This window comes from Bacteroidales bacterium, from assembly GCA_017521245.1.
Classification (GTDB): domain Bacteria; phylum Bacteroidota; class Bacteroidia; order Bacteroidales; family G3-4614; genus Caccoplasma_A.
Genome location: JAFXDI010000018.1, coordinates 57,996 through 75,923 on the forward strand (window position 1 = coordinate 57,996; position 17,928 = coordinate 75,923).

Genomic DNA, 17,928 nt, shown 5'->3' on the forward strand with positions numbered 1-17,928 from the left:
CAAAACAAAAGTAGTAAAAAATAGGGATAAAATAATTGTAAATAAAAAAATATCTCTATTTTTGTATTTAAATGAGAGTTATATTTATAAATATATAAAACATATATCATGAAAAAGATAATATTGGGTTCTGCTATTTTGTTGGCAATACTTCTGTTTGCAGTCTATAATTTAGTAAATAGAATGCCTTCAAAAGACCTATCATTAAACGAACAAGTTTACGAAATCCTAACTGATGCTCAATGTTTGATGTGTCATAGTTACACTCCCGATCTGCCTTTCTATGCAAAGATTCCTTTGGTGCGTCGTCCTATCTATCAAGATATGAATGCGGCATTAAAAGAGGAGAACCTACAACCTGTTATGGACTCAATGGCAAAAGGAGAGCCTATCTCAATTACTGCTGTTAATAAAATTGAGCAGATTGCGATTAAAGGTAATATGCCTCCAGCACGATTCTATCTATTGCATTGGGGAACTCAACTTACCCAAGAAAAAAGAGATGTTATAATCTCTTGGGCAAAGCAACAACGTCTTGAAGGTTATCTTTCACAACTTCAGGATGCCGAGTTAGCAGATAAATTATCAGCAGAGCCGGTATTTCCAATATTGTACGACATTCCAGTAGATTCAGCAAAAGTTGAGTTAGGATTTAAACTTTATCACGATACTCGTTTATCATTAGACAATACCATTTCATGTGCATCATGCCATGGATTGGAGACAGGAGGTGTTGATAATAAACAATTCTCTGAGGGTGTAGATGGTAAATTAGGAGGAGTAAATGCACCAACAGTATATAATGCAGTATATAACTTTGTTCAATTTTGGGACGGAAGAGCGGCAACTCTTGCAGCACAAGCAGCAGGTCCTCCACTAAACCCGGTTGAGATGGCGTCTAACTCGTTTGATGAGATAATAGCAAAACTTAAAAAAGATAAAGCATTAACATCAGAGTTTAAAAAAGTATATCCCGAAGGATATTCTGAGGCAACAATAACAGATGCAATTCAAGAGTTTGAGAAAACATTGCTTACAAAGAACTCTCCCTTTGACAGATATATGATGGGTGATGTTACTGCAATGACTCAACAACAAATTGACGGATACAACGACTTCAAAAAATATAGTTGTGCAACATGCCATAGCGGTGTTAATCTTGGAGGTAACACATACGAGTTGATGGGAACACGTTCTAACTATTTCTCTGCACGTGGAACAGAGTTAACTAACGAAGATTTTGGAAGATATAAAGAGACAAAATCAGAATATGACCGTCATAAATTCAAAGTACCTGGATTACGTAACGTAGCACTTACTGCACCATACTTCCACGATGGAACAATAACATCATTGAAGAATGCTATTATGTATATGGGCGAATATCAATTAGATATAAACCTTACACAACAAGAGGTTGATAACATAGAAGCATTCCTAAATGCACTAACAGGCGAAGTTCCTGAGACAGCAAAGGTTGCAAAATAATATTGACTACATACCAAAATAGGGAGCAAATCATCACTTGCTCCCTATTTTTATGTTATAGTATTACCAATAAATCCTAAATCGGATAAACTAAATTCTCCTCTTTTATATTCTCCAAAACCTCACTTACATAAATTGCAGCCTCACGTTTAGCATCTTCTAAATCGTGGCAAGTCCAGTCTCCACAATCTTTAGGAGCAACACCGGGAATCTCTCCCTCAAAGTCTCTAACAAAAGAGAAAGTCTCTTTCATAAGTTTAACAATGTCTGCACTCTTGTATTCTCCGGCAATAATTAGATAGTTTCCTGTTCTACATCCCATAGGTCCCCAATATACAATCTTATCTTTCCACTCATTATTGTTCCTCAAATAAGTAGCAGCCAAGTGTTCAATTGTGTGTAATCCTCCTTGTCCCATAACCTCTTGCCGGTTTGGCTCTTTCATTCTTATATCAAATGTAGTTATAGCAACCCCATTAAAAACATCAACACGCGAAACATATATACCGCGTAGCAATTTATTGTGATCAATAGTAAAACTTGGTATCTTATCCATAATAAAATTACAATTTATAAATTAAATCTTTAATAACGTCAAACGATTTCTCTGGAGCAACTTCCCAGAAGTTATTATATTGCTCGATATTGTCATCACTTCCCGGAGTATCGCTAATAACCCTTATGCTAACAAAAGGAACACCTTTCATATAGCAGCAATGAGCAAATGCCGCCGACTCCATATCAACTGCAATAGCATCTTTAAAATTATTTTTAATCTCTTTTAATCTATTGTCATCAGTGATAAATTGATCGCCGGTACAAATTAACCCTTTATAAATTCTATCTTCATCGGTGCGATTACTCAATATCTTTTCAACTATCATCTTGTCGCCTTCAAACTTCAGAGGAAAACCTTGAACCTGGCCAATTTCGCTACCATCACCACACCAAACATCGTGGTAAGCAACTTCGCTACCAACAACAACATCGCACACTTTCGATTTAATATCAATACCACCTGCTAAACCAGTATTAATAATACAATCAGGCTCAAAGTTGGCAATAATATCGTGGCATCTTGTAGCGGCACACACCTTTCCAATACCCGATTGCGATACTATAATCTGATGCCCGTTACACTCTCCAAAATAGTATGTAACATTATCGCAGCAAATCTCTTCAATATTTGAGAAAAGGCGTTTAGTACACTCAAGTTCGCTTTGAAGAGCAACAACTATTGCAATTTTCATAAATTATTTAATATTACGTTTATTAAGTTCTCTACGGTATTTAGCCGCATTTCTGTTATGCTCTCTTAGTGATGTGGCAAAATTATGGTATCCCGAAAAATCCTCTTTTGCACACATAAAAATATAGTTCGATTTTTTATAATTAAGAGATTTCTCAATAGCAATTTTAGAAGGAATACGAATAGGACCAGGAGGCAACCCCTTATACATATAAGTATTATAAGGAGAGTCAATTTTCAGGTGTTTATTAAGAATACGTCTAAGAGAAAAATCACCTGTTGCAAATTTAACAGTAGGGTCCGATTGCAATAACATACCCTTATTTATACGATTGATATACAACCCTGCAACAATATCCATTTCATCAGGCTTTTTAGTCTCCTCCTCAACAATTGAAGCCAGAATAGTAATCTCGTATGGAGTCATATTATTCTCCTTTGCTTTATTCAATCTCTCTTCGTTCCAGTAGTTATTATACTCTTTATACATTCTGTCTAAAAAGTTCTTAGCAGTAGTAGTTTTAAAAATATTATAACTATCAGGCAAGAACATAGTAACAATGCTTACAGTGTCAAAACCATAACTTTTACAAACATCATTATCGCATATAGCCTTATATAAAGAGTCGGCAGGCATATTTATATTTTTGCAAATAGCCTTAGCTAAACCCTCTTTTGTTCTAATATTGTTGAATGTAACATTTGCGGTGCTATTATCTCCCAAAGCAAGAATATTATAAATATCCCAAGCGCTCATTTCAGGAGTAATCTTGTAAAATCCAGTATACCTGTTTACTCTTCTCTTTTTTACCTCAAAAATCTTATCTACCCAATATGCTGCATCCTCATTGCATCTGTCATTAATAACCGACACAACATCCTCACGAGTTGTATTCTCATCAATATATAAACTAAAACTGTCAGTACAATTATTAGGAGTATTAATTTTATTATATATATACCAGCAGACACCACATATAATCAATATGATTGAAGCTAACGCAATTAAGCTGATCTTTAAAATTCTTGTTTTCATTCTTTCATTTTTACGCTTTGCGAAGATACAACAATTAATTGATATATGCTCTTTATCCATTATCTAACTTTTTATAAGAATTATTAAATATATGCTAAGTTTTGGCATAAGTACTGATTACTTTTGTAGTAGATAATTTTAAATAGTACAAACTTAAACTCGTTGAATTATGGAAAAAAGGAAATTGTTTTATTTAGAGTGTAATCTTGCAGGTCGTAAATATCACGAAGTGAATGATGTATGGCAAGAACTATTTATTGGTATTAAATTGCAATTAGAGAGGGAGCGAGATAATAAGTATGATCCAGACGCAATCAAAGTAGTATATTACGATATTGATGGAGTTGACTATTTGTTAGGATATATCCCAACTGAATGTAATGGAGATTTAGCCAAATTCTTTGATATGGGCTGGGGTGATATTTTTGAGTGTAGTATCAGTAAAATAACACCCGATACTCATTACGAGAATCAAATACGTTTAACTATAACTATATTAAACAAGCATAGTCAATAAAATAGGTTTAATATAAATAACGCTTAAATAACGCTGAGGAGGTATATTTATCTTCTCAGTGTTTAATTTTATCTAAAAGAGTGAAAGCATCCTATTCAAAAATCTCCTCCTTTAATATTTTGCTAAATTTCTCAGCACCCTGATGGCAAAGATGATCAACATCAAAAAAATCGGAGTTCACAAATCTATCATCTTTTAGGTAGTTGTAATACGATGCGTTATATTTTAAACAGATCTTGTTTATAACCGAAGTTGTATAACTCCATCTGTTATTATCAATATTATTATAATAAGCAGGTAGAGTAGGGGTTGTAATAAAGAAAAGTCTAACATTGTTTTTATAGCAAAGAGTTACAATCTTGTTAAGATACTCAATATTTACATCAACGTATTCCTCGCTTGGAGTATGCCTTGCAATAGTTTTTATAGCATCTTTTTCATCATTACTATCAATCTTGCTCTCTTTATAGCCAGTAGCCCAGCCTGACGAATTATATCCCAAATCATAACTATTGTTACAGCTATAATTTACAAAGTTTTTAATCTTCTCTTGTAATATAGAAATATCAAAAAGTTCTAATTTTTCAACAGAATACAAAATAGAGTCATTGTACCCCATATAATGCTCATAGAACTTAACCCTGAATTTCTCTTCGCCCCTATCCAATGGAGTTTCGTATAGAGTAAAATATGATATGGGAATAATTACAGTTTTAAGGTTCTTACACTTATCAATATATTTCTCCAATAGAAACAAATCAAATTTCAAGTCTTGCGATACATTTGCAAGGTTAAACGAACCATTCTTTAAAAACTCTGGGTTAACACCATAGAACGTATGAGAACTACCCAATATAAGAGTATTTATACTATCGTGGTAGTTGCAAATATATTCATCCTTATATCTATATGAATTAGGAGTCAATCGAGCAATATATTCCAGAGTTGCCAATACAGCAATCAATGGAACAATAAATATAAATATTTTAAAAATAAACTTGCTCATTACGCTAAAACTGAAAATAGATAAATGACTTATTTGCACTCATAAATAAAATGGTAGCAATAATAATCCCATAGTAAATGCACCATCTTATAGCAGAATATTTAAAAACACCACTACCACTTATTTGCAAACCATAACTCTTATCTCGGTTAAACCACTCAACAATAAGCATAAATGCAATAGCAACTAATGCACCTTTACCATATGGTAAACCAATATCCAATACAGAACTTGACAAGATAATAGATATAAACTCAATCGCCTCTTCAATTGAAGCACTACGGAATATAATCCATCCAAAAACAGCCAATATAAATGTTAGAGTAATTTGAGATAACTCTTTAAAAGTTGGTAATACTCTATCTTTGGCAACCACGTCTAAATACTTTCTATTTTGCTTTGTAAGTAGTAGGGGAATAAATAATAGAGCGTTATATACACCCCAAACAATAAAAGTCCAGTTAGCCCCATGCCAAATACCACTTACTGTAAAAATAATAAAGGTGTTTAAAATAACTCTTGGCATAGAGCATTTACTACCGCCTAATGGTATATATAAGTAGTCCTTAAACCAGGTGGTTAAAGAGATATGCCATCTTCTCCAGAACTCGGCAATATTACGAGAGAAGTATGGAAAGTTAAAGTTCTGTTTAAGATTAATACCAAACAATTTAGCACTACCAATTGCAATATCAGAATATCCCGAGAAGTCGCCATAAATTTGAAAAGCAAAGAACACTCCACCCATCATAAGTGTAAAGCCACTCTCATTTTGATAGTTCCCCCAAATAGTATCAACAGCAATAGCACAATTATCTGCCACAACCATCTTTTTAAAGAAACCCCAAATAATCTGCCTACAACCATCCACCGCCAAAGAGTAGTCAAAAGAGCGTTTCTTTAGCATCTGAGGTAACAAGTTTGTTGCTCTCTCAATAGGACCAGCAACAAGTTGAGGAAAGAAACTTATATAAGCAAAAAAAGCAACAATATCGCGAGTAGCTTTAATTTTGCCCCTATAAACATCAATAGAGTAACTCAAAGCCTGAAAAGTATAAAAACTAATACCCACAGGCAGAATAATATCAAGAGTAACCCAATCAACATTAATGCCCAACGAGTTCAGCATCTGGGCAAAACTCTCACCAAAAAAGTTGCAATATTTAAAATAACCCAGTATTCCAATATTCAGGATAATATTTGAAGCACTTATAACCTTTTGCCACAAGCGTTTACCCTCAAACTTCTCAATAACAATACCGCTTAAATAACTCAAAAGAGAGGTAATGGCAATTAAAATCAAAAACTCCTTATCCCACCAACCATAAAAAATATAACTGGCGATAACAATAAATAAGTTTTGAATTTTTAATTGTCTAAAAACAAACCAATATAGTATAAAAACTATTGGTAAAAATATAAGAAACTCTAAAGAGTTAAAAAGCATACATCAACTAACAACTTCTCAAGCAATTAATAATATCCTCTACAATTATCTCATCAGTAAGATGGTTAGCTCTTAAGAGCTCTTTAATATTATATCTGTCAACAAACTCTTTTTTAGCACCAAAGTTAAGAACTTTCATATCAGAAGGAGCAAAGAATCTCGAAATTTTCTCTCCAAAGCCACCATCTAAAACTCCATCTTCAAGCGTTGCAACAACTTTATGATTCTCTTTAAGCGAGTTTAAAACACACTTGTCAATACCAGTTAAATATCTTGGGTTAATAAGAGTAGGAGTAATACCATATTTAGAACTTAATAAAGAAGCAACCCTTTCGCCCAAACTAAAATAACTACCAGCCGCAATAATTGCAACGTCACTACCTTCATCAATAACCTTATATCTATTAATTGGCGAGTAACACTTTTCAATATTAACAACCTTAGTAGCCTCTTTACCAGCAGGAACTCTAATAGCAACAGGATGCTCAGTTTGATTAATACTCCAATTTAACATAGCCCAATATTCATCAATACAGGTTGGAGCCAGATAAACCAAATTAGGAATATTACTTAATAGAGGAATATCAAAGAAACATAAGTGAGTAACATCGTTCATACTACCTAAAGAACCCCAGAAAACCAATAACGTTGCAGGATTATTGTTTATACACAAATCTTGAGAGATTTGGTCGTATGCCCTCTGAATAAAAGTACTATACACACCAAAAACAGGTTTAGCACCACTCTTTGCCAAACCACTTGCAAGAGCAACAGCGTGTTCTTCAGCAATACCAACATCAACAAATTGCTCACCTGCTTTCTCTCTGCGTTTAGCATCAAATCCCATAACAGTTGGAGTACCAGCAGTAATAGCAACAATGCTCTTATCGGTTTTCATTCTATCTAAAAGATAGTCTGCTGTTAAAGTTTGGTAGTCAATACTCTTCCCTCCCGATTGTTGAGGTTTCCCACTCTCAATATCAAAAGGAGAACAAAAGTGCCAACTCTCTTTATTGTCTTCGGCAGGTTGATAGCCCTTGCCTTTTAAAGTGTTAATATGAACAACAATAGGGTGATTACAATCCTTAATCTCATTAAAAGCACTAATCAACTCCTCAATGTTATTACCATTGGCAATATACTTGTAATCAAATCCCATTGCCTTAAAAAGGTTACACTCGGCACAGCCGTTTGTCTCCCTTAACAAAGCAAGATTTTTGTAAATACCACCATGGTTCTCGGCAATCGACATCTGATTATCATTCACAATAACAATCATATTGGAGTTCAATTCAGCAGCATAATCTAAGCCCTCAAAAGCCTCACCGCCACTTAGCGAGCCATCACCAACAATGGCAATAACATTATACTTTTCGCCTTTCAAGTCCCTTGCTTTAGCCATACCACTGGCAAGGCTCACACTTGTTGAAGTATGCCCAACAATAAAGTGGTCGTGTTCGCTTTCGCTTGGCTCGGTATAACCCGAAACACACTTATATTTTAGAGGATTAATAAAAGCCTCTTTTCTCCCGGTCAATATTTTGTGAGTGTAACATTGATGCGACACATCAAAAACAATCTTGTCAGTAGGCGAGTTAAAAACATAGTGCAGAGCAATAGTCATCTCAACCATACCAAGGTTAGGACCGCAGTGACCGCCATTAACACTAAGTTTCTTAATTAAACACTCTCTAATATCACTACTTAAAATATTAAGTTCATCAGTCGAAAACTTTTTAACATCGGCAGGAGAATTTACGCTATTCAATAACATATCAATCATTAATTTTAAACGCCAATGGCAATTAAATTACTATTATTGCAAATTTAAGAAAAATATCAATCTAACAATTAAATAACCTTATATAAAAATAAATATTCCGAAATCATTTTATAAGATGCTCAAATATACGTGTAAGCGAGCAAGAAATATCAAGTTTACTTGAATATTTATTACAGCGAGCGCAAGTATATTCGAGATTTATCTCAAATAAAAGGAGTAAGCGAGCAAGAAATATCAAGTTTACTTGAATATTTTTTACAGCGAGCGAAAGTATATTCGAGATTATCACAAATTCAAGAAAAATATCAATCTAACAATTAAATAACCTTATATAAAAATAAATATTCCGAAATCATTTTATAGGATGCTCAAATATTCGTAACTTTGCATAGTAATATAACAAACAAATATGTCAGAAAAAATATTAAAAATAGGATTGGTACAACAATCAATAGTTGCCGATAAAGAGATAAATCGCAAGAGACTATCTGAGAATATAAAAAAATGTGCAGCCGAAGGAGCAGAATTAGTAGTTTTGCAAGAGTTGCACGATACACTATATTTTTGTCAAGTAGAGAATACCGAAAACTTCTCTTTAGCAGAGCCATTTCCAGGCGAAGCAATCCCCTTTTATAGTTCAATAGCAAAGGAGTGTGGTATAGTATTAGTAACATCGCTATTTGAGAAGCGAGCAGCAGGATTGTATCATAACACCGCAGTAGTATTTGAGAAAGATGGCTCAATAGCAGGTAAATACCGAAAAATGCACATACCCGATGATCCAGCATATTACGAAAAATTTTATTTCACACCGGGCGATATGGGCTTTAATCCAATCCAGACATCAGTTGGTAAACTTGGATTATTGGTATGTTGGGATCAATGGTACCCCGAAGCAGCTCGATTAATGGCACTTGCAGGAGCAGATATGTTGATATATCCCACAGCCATAGGTTGGGAGAGTACCGACACCCCAGAGGAGAAATCACGTCAACGCGAGGCGTGGATAACCGTACAACGAGGTCATGCTGTAGCAAACGGACTTCCAGTAATCTCAGTTAATAGAGTAGGATATGAGCCTGATCCATCAGGAGTAACAAACGGAATAACATTCTGGGGAAGTAGTTTTGTGGCAGGACCACAAGGCGAGTTTCTATATCAAGCACCAACAGATGCCGAGGAGAATAAAGTCATTGAAATAGATATGCAACGCACCGAAAATGTACGCCGTTGGTGGCCATTCCTTCGCGATCGCAGAATAGATGCATACGGAGATATACTAAAACGATTTAGAGATTAATATTAAGCAAGAATAATGAAAAGAGAGATAACAAATAATGTATATTATGTAGGAGTAAACGATAATACCACAACCCTATTTGAACGATTGTGGCCATTACCCTACGGAGTAAGTTATAATGCATATTTAATAAAAGATAAGTCAAATGTACTTATAGATACAGTAGAATACTCATATAACGATATATTTTTCTCACAAATTGAGGAGGTAATATCGGGAGAGAAGATAGACTATGTAGTAGTAAATCACATGGAACCCGATCACTCTTCATCGTTACTTAAGTTAATAGAAAAATACCCCGATATTCAAGTCATAGGTAATAAAAAAACATTAGGAATGTTAGAGGGATTTTACGGAATAACCAAGAACGTAAAAGAGATAACCGATGGAGAGAAGTTAAATATAGGAGATAAAACCCTATCATTCTATTTAACACCAATGGTACATTGGCCCGAAACAATGATGACCTACATCGATGAAGAAGGAGTTCTATTCTCAGGAGATGCCTTTGGAGCCTTTGGATCCTTGAATCAAGATGTAATGGATGAGTCTGCCGATATGTCAATCTTTACAGATGAGATGTATCGTTACTATTCAAACATAGTTGGAAAATATGGCGGTCCAGTAGAGAAGGCAATCGAAAAACTATCAACATTACCCATTAACTATATCTGTTCAACTCATGGACCGGTATGGAATAAATACCTACCTCAAGTTGTAGAACAATATCATCGTATGGCTCGTTACGAAGGCGAGGAGGGAGTAGTTATAGCATACGGAAGTATGTATGGTCACACCGCAGACGTTGCAAAAGCAATATACAAATCACTTGTAGAGGCAGGAGTAAAGAACGTTGTAATTCACGACCTATCAGAAGTTGATGCTTCGTATGTGTTACGTGATATATTCAAGTACAACACACTTATATTAGGCTCTCCCACATATAATTCAGAATTATTTCCCAAAGTAGCCGATTTATGTGTTAAGATAGAGGGCAGAATGATAAAGAATAAGACCTTTGCATGCTTTGGTTCATACTCATGGGCAGGAGCAGCAGTTAAACGCTTAACAGCATTTGCCGAAACAATGAAGTGGCAAATCATAGAGCCTAAAATTGAGATAAAACAAGCAGGCTTAGATGTAGATGTAAACGCACTTAGCAAACAACTTGCTGAGAATATTAAAGCAGTTGTTAGTTGTTAGTTGTTGGTTGTTAGTTGAGAAGCATTCGCTTCTCAAGCCTGCTCTCGCTCGTCAGAGTTCAAGTAAATTTGAATCTGCTCTCTCTTACTCGCAGTTTTATCAGTTGTCGGCTAAAGCACTCCCTCGTCGCACAGGGCACTGATTTCCTCCGTCGCATAGGAGTTAATACCTCCGTCGTGCAGAGCACTGCACTCCCCATTTTTAGGCACAAATTGACATTTAGTCAATTTTAATTACTTTGTAATTACCTTAAAATGCCCTTTGGGTTGTTGTTAGGATTATTAATCAAATTAGCCTTATAAGAGAACGGAGTTTCACCTCAAGATGCAACTCCGTTTAAACTAAAAACTAATGTGCAAAGCACCGTACAACTAAAAACTAACAACTATTTAACCCTATCATACAACTTTTGCAATATGGCTTTACCCTGTTGCAAAAGTTTTTCACTATCTGCACCTTCCATAGTAGTAGCACTATTAGCATCACAATCAAAAACAACAAAGGTACTATCGTTAGTCATAGCAAAACCATTCGTAAAAGTCCAGTAAGCAAAATTAGAGAGAGAAGTATCAGCAATATTTCTACTATATCTAAAATCGCTATAATCAACCCCTAATTGAGATAGAAGAGTCGAAGCCATATCCGATTGAGAAGCATACTCATCAATATTTATATGACCTTTTATAGCACCACCGCACCACACCATAGGAATTGAGTGGCTATCTTTACCTCTCTCATTATAATCTAACAGATAACTGACACCATGATCAGGCACAAGAACAAATAGAGTATTATCCCAAACGAGGCTCTTTTTAATTTCATCAATAAAAACACCTAAACAACTGTCGGTGTATGCAACAGAGTTCAGATATCTGTTCTCAAACTTATTAAAAGGCACCTCAAAAGGCTCGTGACTACTCAATGTTAAAAACACTTTTAAGAAAGGCTTATCGCTCTTATAACTTAAAATATCATTTTTAAGATAATCAAAAGTAATATGGTCGTTGGCACCCCATTTCGATTCCAATTTGCTAACGTTCAACTCCACATCGGTAACAAACTCATCAGTACCTCCGGTTGCAAAGAACTGACGCATATTAGTAAAATTAGCATCGCCACCATACAAAAACGAAGTGTTATATCCTTGCACCTTAATAGCATTAATTAACGATGGGAAATTAACCATTTTCTCAGGATACTTCATTAACGAAACAGTAGGCAAAGCAGGAAAACCATCAACTAACGAATAAAGACCTCTGTCAGTTCTAAAACTGTTAGCATATAAATTATTAAAAGCAATACCCTCATTCATTAGTTTAAGTAAGTTTGGAGCAATCACATTCCCATTATTAATTAAAGCACCCTTTGAGAAACTCTCCAAAAACAGTAATACAATATTAGGCTTTCTATTCTTTAACCAACACTCATCATCACTTGGAATAAAAACCCTTTCAGGATACAGTTCGTTAAAAATATCATCCGCCATTTGTCCATCCATAAACCTTGCGTAATCAGCAAAATCATTCTCTTTAGTCAGCGAGTATAAAAAACTGAAAACAGGATTAATCGCAGCGTGGTTATACTTAACCTCAGTAGAGTAATATGCTCTTCCCACATTCATAGTTGAAGGGCCAATACCACCTCTAATACCAATAAAAGCAAATCCGCCTGTTAAAATAAAAACAGCAGCACATAATATCTTATTATTGCAACAACGCAAATTGTTACACTTCTTAGTAAAATATCGTAAGGGTAAATATAAAATAAAGAAGGTAGCGATAATAACTAAAAAGAAAATTACCACCTCCCAGACATTAACACTTGCAAAAGCCTCCGAAGGATTACTCAAGTAGAACAGTGGAGTAGAATCAATCTTAAACCCCCAGTAAGAGTATAAGCCCAAATCGCTAATACAAATAATAGATACTAAAGCAGAAATAATACCCAAATAAATATAATTAGCAATTTTAAACCATTTACCAGAGAAGAAAACACTAAAAATTAAAAAAATAATAATGGGAGAGATAATATACGAAGCAACCGAAACATCCATCTCCAAGCCATGCTTAATAATATTAAACCATTCACTGATAGGAGTTTCGCCATAAAGATTAAAATGTTTAAACATAAAAATAGGTTTAAGCAATACAAAAAAAGCAATAAACCAAATGTAAACCTTTATTAAAAAACACAATCTCTCTTTCATTCTTAAATCAAATTTTATAACTTTGCACAACACTATGCAAAAGTATAAAATAAAACCTTAAAATCAATAACTATTGTTACACTCTAAAAGAGAGGGAAATATGAAACAATTAATTACAATCTTAGCATTAATCACAACAATCACAATGAGCAGTTGCAGACAAAATCCGTTATTATCAGAGTTTGATGGTCCATTCGGAACAGCACCATTCGACAAAATTGAGTTGGCAGATTACAAACCAGCCATGATAGAGGGAATAAAACAACATCAGCAAGAAGTTGATGCAATAATAAACAATCCCGAAGCACCAACTTTCGAAAACACAATCGAAGCATACGAAGCATCAGGATTACTATTAAACCGAGTAACAAACATATTCTTTAACCTCTTGTCAGCCGATGGCGATGAAGCAATGATGAATCTCTCACAAGAGTTGATGCCAATGCTAACAGAGCATACAAACAACCTAACTCTTAACGAAAAACTATTTGAGAGAATAAAAGCAGTATATGAGACAAGAGAAACATTAGACTTAACACGCGAGCAATTAACACTCCTCGAAGATACATACAAATCAATGGTTCGCAATGGAGCAAACCTACAAGGCGAGGAGAAAGAGCAATACCGCCGTTTAACATCAAAACTCGATAGTCTATCACTAACCTTCGGACAAAATCAAATAAAATCGACCAACGCATTTGAGATGATTTTGACAACCGAAGAAGAACTTGCAGGCCTACCCGAAGGAGCAAGAGAAGCAGCAAAAATGCGTGCCGAAGCAAAAGGCAAAGAAGGTTATCTATTTAATGTATCATACCCCTCATTCTTCCCATTTATGAAGTATGCACAAAACCGTGAGTTACGCGAGAAATTATACCGAGCATATAACTCAGTAGCATTAGGCGGAGAGTATGACAACACACAAAACATATTAGAGCAAGTAACAGCACGAAAAGAGTTAGCAAATCTATTAGGATATAAAGATTGGGCAACATACGTACTTGACAACCGTATGGCAAAAACCCCCGAAGCAGTATATAACCTATTAGATAACCTGTTGGAGGCATACACCCCTGCAGCAAAAGAAGACGTAAAAAGAATTAAGAACTTTGCAAAAGAGGTAGAAGGAAAAGAAGTAGAACTAATGCCATGGGATTGGTCATACTATTCAAACCTATACAAAACCAAGAACTACGATTTGAATGATGAGATGCTAAAACCCTACTTCGATTTAGAGAAAGTAAAAAAAGGAGTATTTGGATTAGCAACAACACTATATGGATTACAGTTTGAGAAGAGAACCGATATAGCAGTATATAACGAGGAGGTAGAGGTATTCAAAGTAACCGATGCAGAAGGAAACTATATGGGAATACTCTATACCGATTTCTTCCCACGCGAAACAAAACAACAAGGAGCATGGAAAACCGATTTCAAAAAACAATGGGTTGAAAAAGATGGAACAGACAGCCGTCCACACATACTACTTGTAATGAACTTTACCAAACCAACAAAAGACAAACCAGCACTATTAACATTCGAGGAGGTAGGAACATTCCTACATGAGTTCGGACACTCACTACATGGAATGTTAACAAAATGTCACTATGCAGCAGTATCAGGAACATCAGTATATCGCGACTTTGTAGAGTTACCCTCACAAATAATGGAGAACTGGTTAAGCGAAAAAGAGTTCTTAGACACATTTGCAGAACACTACCAAACAGGCGAGAAGATACCAGCCGAGTTAATAGAAAAAGTAGAAGCAACAAAACAATTCAACGCAGCATACGCATGCCTACGTCAATTATCATTAGGCTATTTAGATATGGGATGGCATACACTACAAGGCGAGATACCAACCGATATGTTAAAACAAGAGTATTCATCAATGGCAAAAGCAACACTATTACCGGTGCCAGAAGGAACAAATATGAGTACACACTTCGGACACATATTTGACGGAGGATATTCAGCAGGATACTACGGATACAAATGGGCAGAAGTATTAGATGCCGATGCATTTGCACTATTCAAACAAAACGGAATCTTTGATAAAGAAACTGCCGATTCATTCCGCAAGAACATCCTTGAAAAAGGAGGCTCAGAAGAACCAATGAAACTCTACATCGATTTTATGGGACGTGAGCCAAGTATCGAAGCAATAATGAAACGAGACGGAATAAAGTAGTTTTTAGTTGTTAGTTGTCGGCACAAGTACCGCCCCTTCGGGGTAGTTGTTAGAATAACATAAATCACTTATAATTTGCAAAAGGTTGTAACAACGTTACAACCTTTTGTTGTATTATCCCTGATTTTGGTTGTTTTTTCGGACGTACCATGGTACGTCCCGACATTAAGACGTTTATAATCAGATAAATTGAGGGGTAGAATTCTGTAACCAAGCAAGTAGGGACACACGATCGTGTGTCCGTCAAAAAAAATGCTCTGTCCGCAGTTATTAGTTTTTAGTTGTACGGTACTACACACCTTAGTTTTAGAAACTAATATTAATATTATAACAAAAAGGCTGTAACGTAATACTACGCGTTACAACCTTTTGTTTGTTTAATGTAAAACCCAAACTCTTCCCCTCATGTAGGGGAAGTACCCGTAGGGGGTAGGGGTATTAATTGTTAGTTTTTAGTTGTGGCGCTACGCACACCTTAGTCGTTAGCTAAAACGGAGTTGCACACTTGAAGTGCATCTCCTTCTCTTATTAGACTAACAACTCAGATCTAACAACTTTTTCAAATTATAAACATTTGTTAAATAAAACAAAAATAACTACATTTGCATTGTGATGTGATAATTACAATTTTATGTATATAAATTCCTTGAATATAAAAGAAAAGTGTAAAAAGATTACCAATAATTTGGAAATCTCAAATGTTTGTATAAACACACACACACACAATTTCCCCTATACAATATAATAATATCGCAAATAGTACACCTTAGTGCTGTTTCAGAAATTGTAAGTCGCAATCTCCGTTGTGGCTTAATACTTTATTGTTTTTACTCAAATAAAAATCATTAAATCATAAAATAAAACCATTATGAAACAGTTAAAACACCTCAAGACCTTAATGATGGTAATTATATTATCATTATTGACAACAGTAGCCATATCGTGTGCAGAAGAAAAGGAAGGTTCAAAAGACTCAGGACCAGTAACCTGTAGAGTATCTGTATCAAGTGGAGAAGGTGGAACGGCAGAGACAACAGAAACAGAAGTTATGCAAGGTTGGGAAGTAACCCTTACAGCCAAGCCCGAAGAAACTTATCGCTTTGTAAACTGGACAGTTAATAATAAAGAAGTATCCCGAGAAAATCCTTATATCGCAATAGTAAATACATCAACACAATTCAAAGCAAACTTTGAAAAAGATAACTATGCATTAAAAGTAACAGCAGGCGAAGGAGGTTCGGTTAAATCAACTTCTGAAGGAGAACTTCTAAAGGGAACAAAAGTAACTCTAACTGCCACACCAAACGAAGGCTATAGCTTTGTTAACTGGACGCTTAATGGAGAAGTAGTATCAACGAAGAATATATATACAATAACTATTACCTCAGATGTAGAATATATTGCAAATTTTATAAGTTATAATGTAACAGTAGAATCAGGAGAAGGCGGAACAGCCAAAACAGATAAAATGCAAGTAGCAACCAATGGTAAAGTAACACTTACAGCTATCTCCCAAGAGGGTTACGTTTTTGAAAGTTGGACAGTAAATGAGAAGGTAGTTTCAACGGCGAATCCATACATGGCGACAATAACAGCCGATACAAAATTCAAAGCCAATTTTGTGACACTCCATAATGTAACCATAACAGCAAGTGAAGGTGGAACCGCCAAATCAAATAAAACCCAAGTGGGTCATAATGGACAAGTAACCCTCACTGCTACCCCTAATGAAGGTTGTCGCTTTGTCAATTGGACAGTGGAAGGGAAAGAGGTCTCAACCCAAAATCCCTACACCACCACAATAACCGAAGATATAGAGATAAAAGCCAACTTTAAAGATAAATATAACGGACATGGATATGTTGACCTTGGCTTATCGGTAAAATGGGCAACCTGTAATGTGGGTGCAGAATCTCCAGAAGATTATGGTGATTACTATGCATGGGGCGAGACAACAACAAAGAGCAGTTATACATCAAGTAATTATACTTACTCTTCAAATCCCACAAGTTTGCCATTATCCGCTGATGCAGCACGAGTAAATTGGGGAGGCAGTTGGCGCATGCCCACAATATACGAGCAAGAAGAGTTAATAAATACAAATAACTGCACATGGACATGGACAACTCAAAACGGAGTAAACGGGTATAAAGTAACAAGTAAGAAGAACGGCAACAGTATTTTTCTCCCTGCGGCAGGCTATCTCAGCGGTAGCAATCTTAGCAGTGCGGGCAGTTACGGCGCCTACAGGTCGAGTTCGCTCTTTACGTACAACGGCGGCGCTTGCTACTTGTCCTTCAATTCGAGCTCTGTGAGCTGGAACATCTACAACCGTTCCTACGGGCGATCTGTCCGTGCGGTTTGCCCATAAATTTAAACGCTTGCGTTTAAATTTAGTTAACAAACATTCGTTTGTTGAATCTGCTCACGCTCGGCAGAGTCTACGCAAGCATAACTCTGCACTTGCTTACTCGCAGATTTGTTAGTTTTCGGTTTCGTTAA

The 17,928-nt window shown here is 35.5% G+C and carries 13 protein-coding genes; 6 read left to right on the forward strand and 7 right to left on the reverse strand.

Features of this window, described 5'->3' with window-relative positions:
• Positions 1–108: 108 nt before the first annotated feature.
• The gene (locus IKK64_04050) at positions 109–1,488 is read left to right on the forward strand and encodes a heme-binding domain-containing protein (protein ID MBR4119233.1); all 1,380 of its coding nucleotides are present in this window, start codon (positions 109–111) and stop codon (positions 1,486–1,488) included.
• Positions 1,489–1,564: 76 nt separating this feature from the next.
• On the opposite strand, the gene IKK64_04055 is transcribed toward IKK64_04050, so the two are convergent.
• Genes IKK64_04055 through mltG form a run of 3 tightly spaced genes read right to left on the reverse strand, consistent with a single transcriptional unit; the run spans position 1,565 to position 3,773 of the window.
• Positions 1,565–2,044, reverse strand: a complete 480-nt coding sequence (locus IKK64_04055) for an S-ribosylhomocysteine lyase (protein ID MBR4119234.1) — start codon at positions 2,042–2,044, stop codon at positions 1,565–1,567.
• 7 nt (positions 2,045–2,051) lie between these two features.
• Positions 2,052–2,738: a 5'-methylthioadenosine/adenosylhomocysteine nucleosidase gene (locus tag IKK64_04060; GenBank protein ID MBR4119235.1), complete on the reverse strand. Its 687-nt coding sequence runs from the start codon at positions 2,736–2,738 to the stop codon at positions 2,052–2,054.
• Between the two features lie 3 nt (positions 2,739–2,741).
• Complete coding sequence (gene mltG / locus IKK64_04065) at positions 2,742–3,773, reverse strand: endolytic transglycosylase MltG (GenBank protein ID MBR4119236.1); 1,032 nt, start codon at positions 3,771–3,773, stop codon at positions 2,742–2,744.
• A gap of 169 nt (positions 3,774–3,942) precedes the next feature.
• Here mltG and IKK64_04070 point away from each other — a divergent pair, with 169 nt between their 5' ends.
• Positions 3,943–4,290 carry an HIRAN domain-containing protein gene (locus IKK64_04070; protein MBR4119237.1) on the forward strand — a complete coding sequence of 116 codons (348 nt, stop codon included), beginning with the start codon at positions 3,943–3,945 and terminating at the stop codon, positions 4,288–4,290.
• 91 nt (positions 4,291–4,381) lie between these two features.
• Here the strand turns inward: IKK64_04070 and IKK64_04075 are convergent, their stop codons facing one another.
• From IKK64_04075 to IKK64_04085, 3 genes are read right to left on the reverse strand one after another with little or no spacing between them, the layout of a single operon-like run.
• The gene (locus IKK64_04075) at positions 4,382–5,296 is read right to left on the reverse strand and encodes an SGNH/GDSL hydrolase family protein (protein ID MBR4119238.1); all 915 of its coding nucleotides are present in this window, start codon (positions 5,294–5,296) and stop codon (positions 4,382–4,384) included.
• A gap of 4 nt (positions 5,297–5,300) precedes the next feature.
• Positions 5,301–6,743, reverse strand: a complete 1,443-nt coding sequence (locus tag IKK64_04080; protein MBR4119239.1) for an MBOAT family protein — start codon at positions 6,741–6,743, stop codon at positions 5,301–5,303.
• 7 nt (positions 6,744–6,750) lie between these two features.
• A complete protein-coding gene (locus tag IKK64_04085) occupies positions 6,751–8,517 on the reverse strand; it encodes a 1-deoxy-D-xylulose-5-phosphate synthase (GenBank protein MBR4119240.1) in 1,767 nt (588 codons plus the stop codon).
• Positions 8,518–8,935: 418 nt separating this feature from the next.
• On the opposite strand from IKK64_04085, the gene IKK64_04090 reads away from it, so the two are divergent.
• Positions 8,936–9,826: a carbon-nitrogen hydrolase gene (locus IKK64_04090; GenBank protein ID MBR4119241.1), complete on the forward strand. Its 891-nt coding sequence runs from the start codon at positions 8,936–8,938 to the stop codon at positions 9,824–9,826.
• A 15-nt stretch (positions 9,827–9,841) separates the two neighbouring features.
• Positions 9,842–11,029 (forward strand): FprA family A-type flavoprotein, encoded by a 1,188-nt coding sequence (locus IKK64_04095; GenBank protein MBR4119242.1) that lies wholly within the window; start codon positions 9,842–9,844, stop codon positions 11,027–11,029.
• 385 nt (positions 11,030–11,414) lie between these two features.
• Here the strand turns inward: IKK64_04095 and IKK64_04100 are convergent, their stop codons facing one another.
• Entirely contained in the window at positions 11,415–13,157 is a 1,743-nt protein-coding gene (locus IKK64_04100) for an LTA synthase family protein (GenBank protein MBR4119243.1), read from the reverse strand.
• A 178-nt stretch (positions 13,158–13,335) separates the two neighbouring features.
• On the opposite strand from IKK64_04100, the gene IKK64_04105 reads away from it, so the two are divergent.
• Entirely contained in the window at positions 13,336–15,426 is a 2,091-nt protein-coding gene (locus IKK64_04105; GenBank protein MBR4119244.1) for a M3 family metallopeptidase, read from the forward strand.
• A gap of 868 nt (positions 15,427–16,294) precedes the next feature.
• The gene (locus IKK64_04110; GenBank protein MBR4119245.1) at positions 16,295–17,797 is read left to right on the forward strand and encodes an InlB B-repeat-containing protein; all 1,503 of its coding nucleotides are present in this window, start codon (positions 16,295–16,297) and stop codon (positions 17,795–17,797) included.
• The last annotated feature ends 131 nt before the right edge of the window (positions 17,798–17,928 follow it).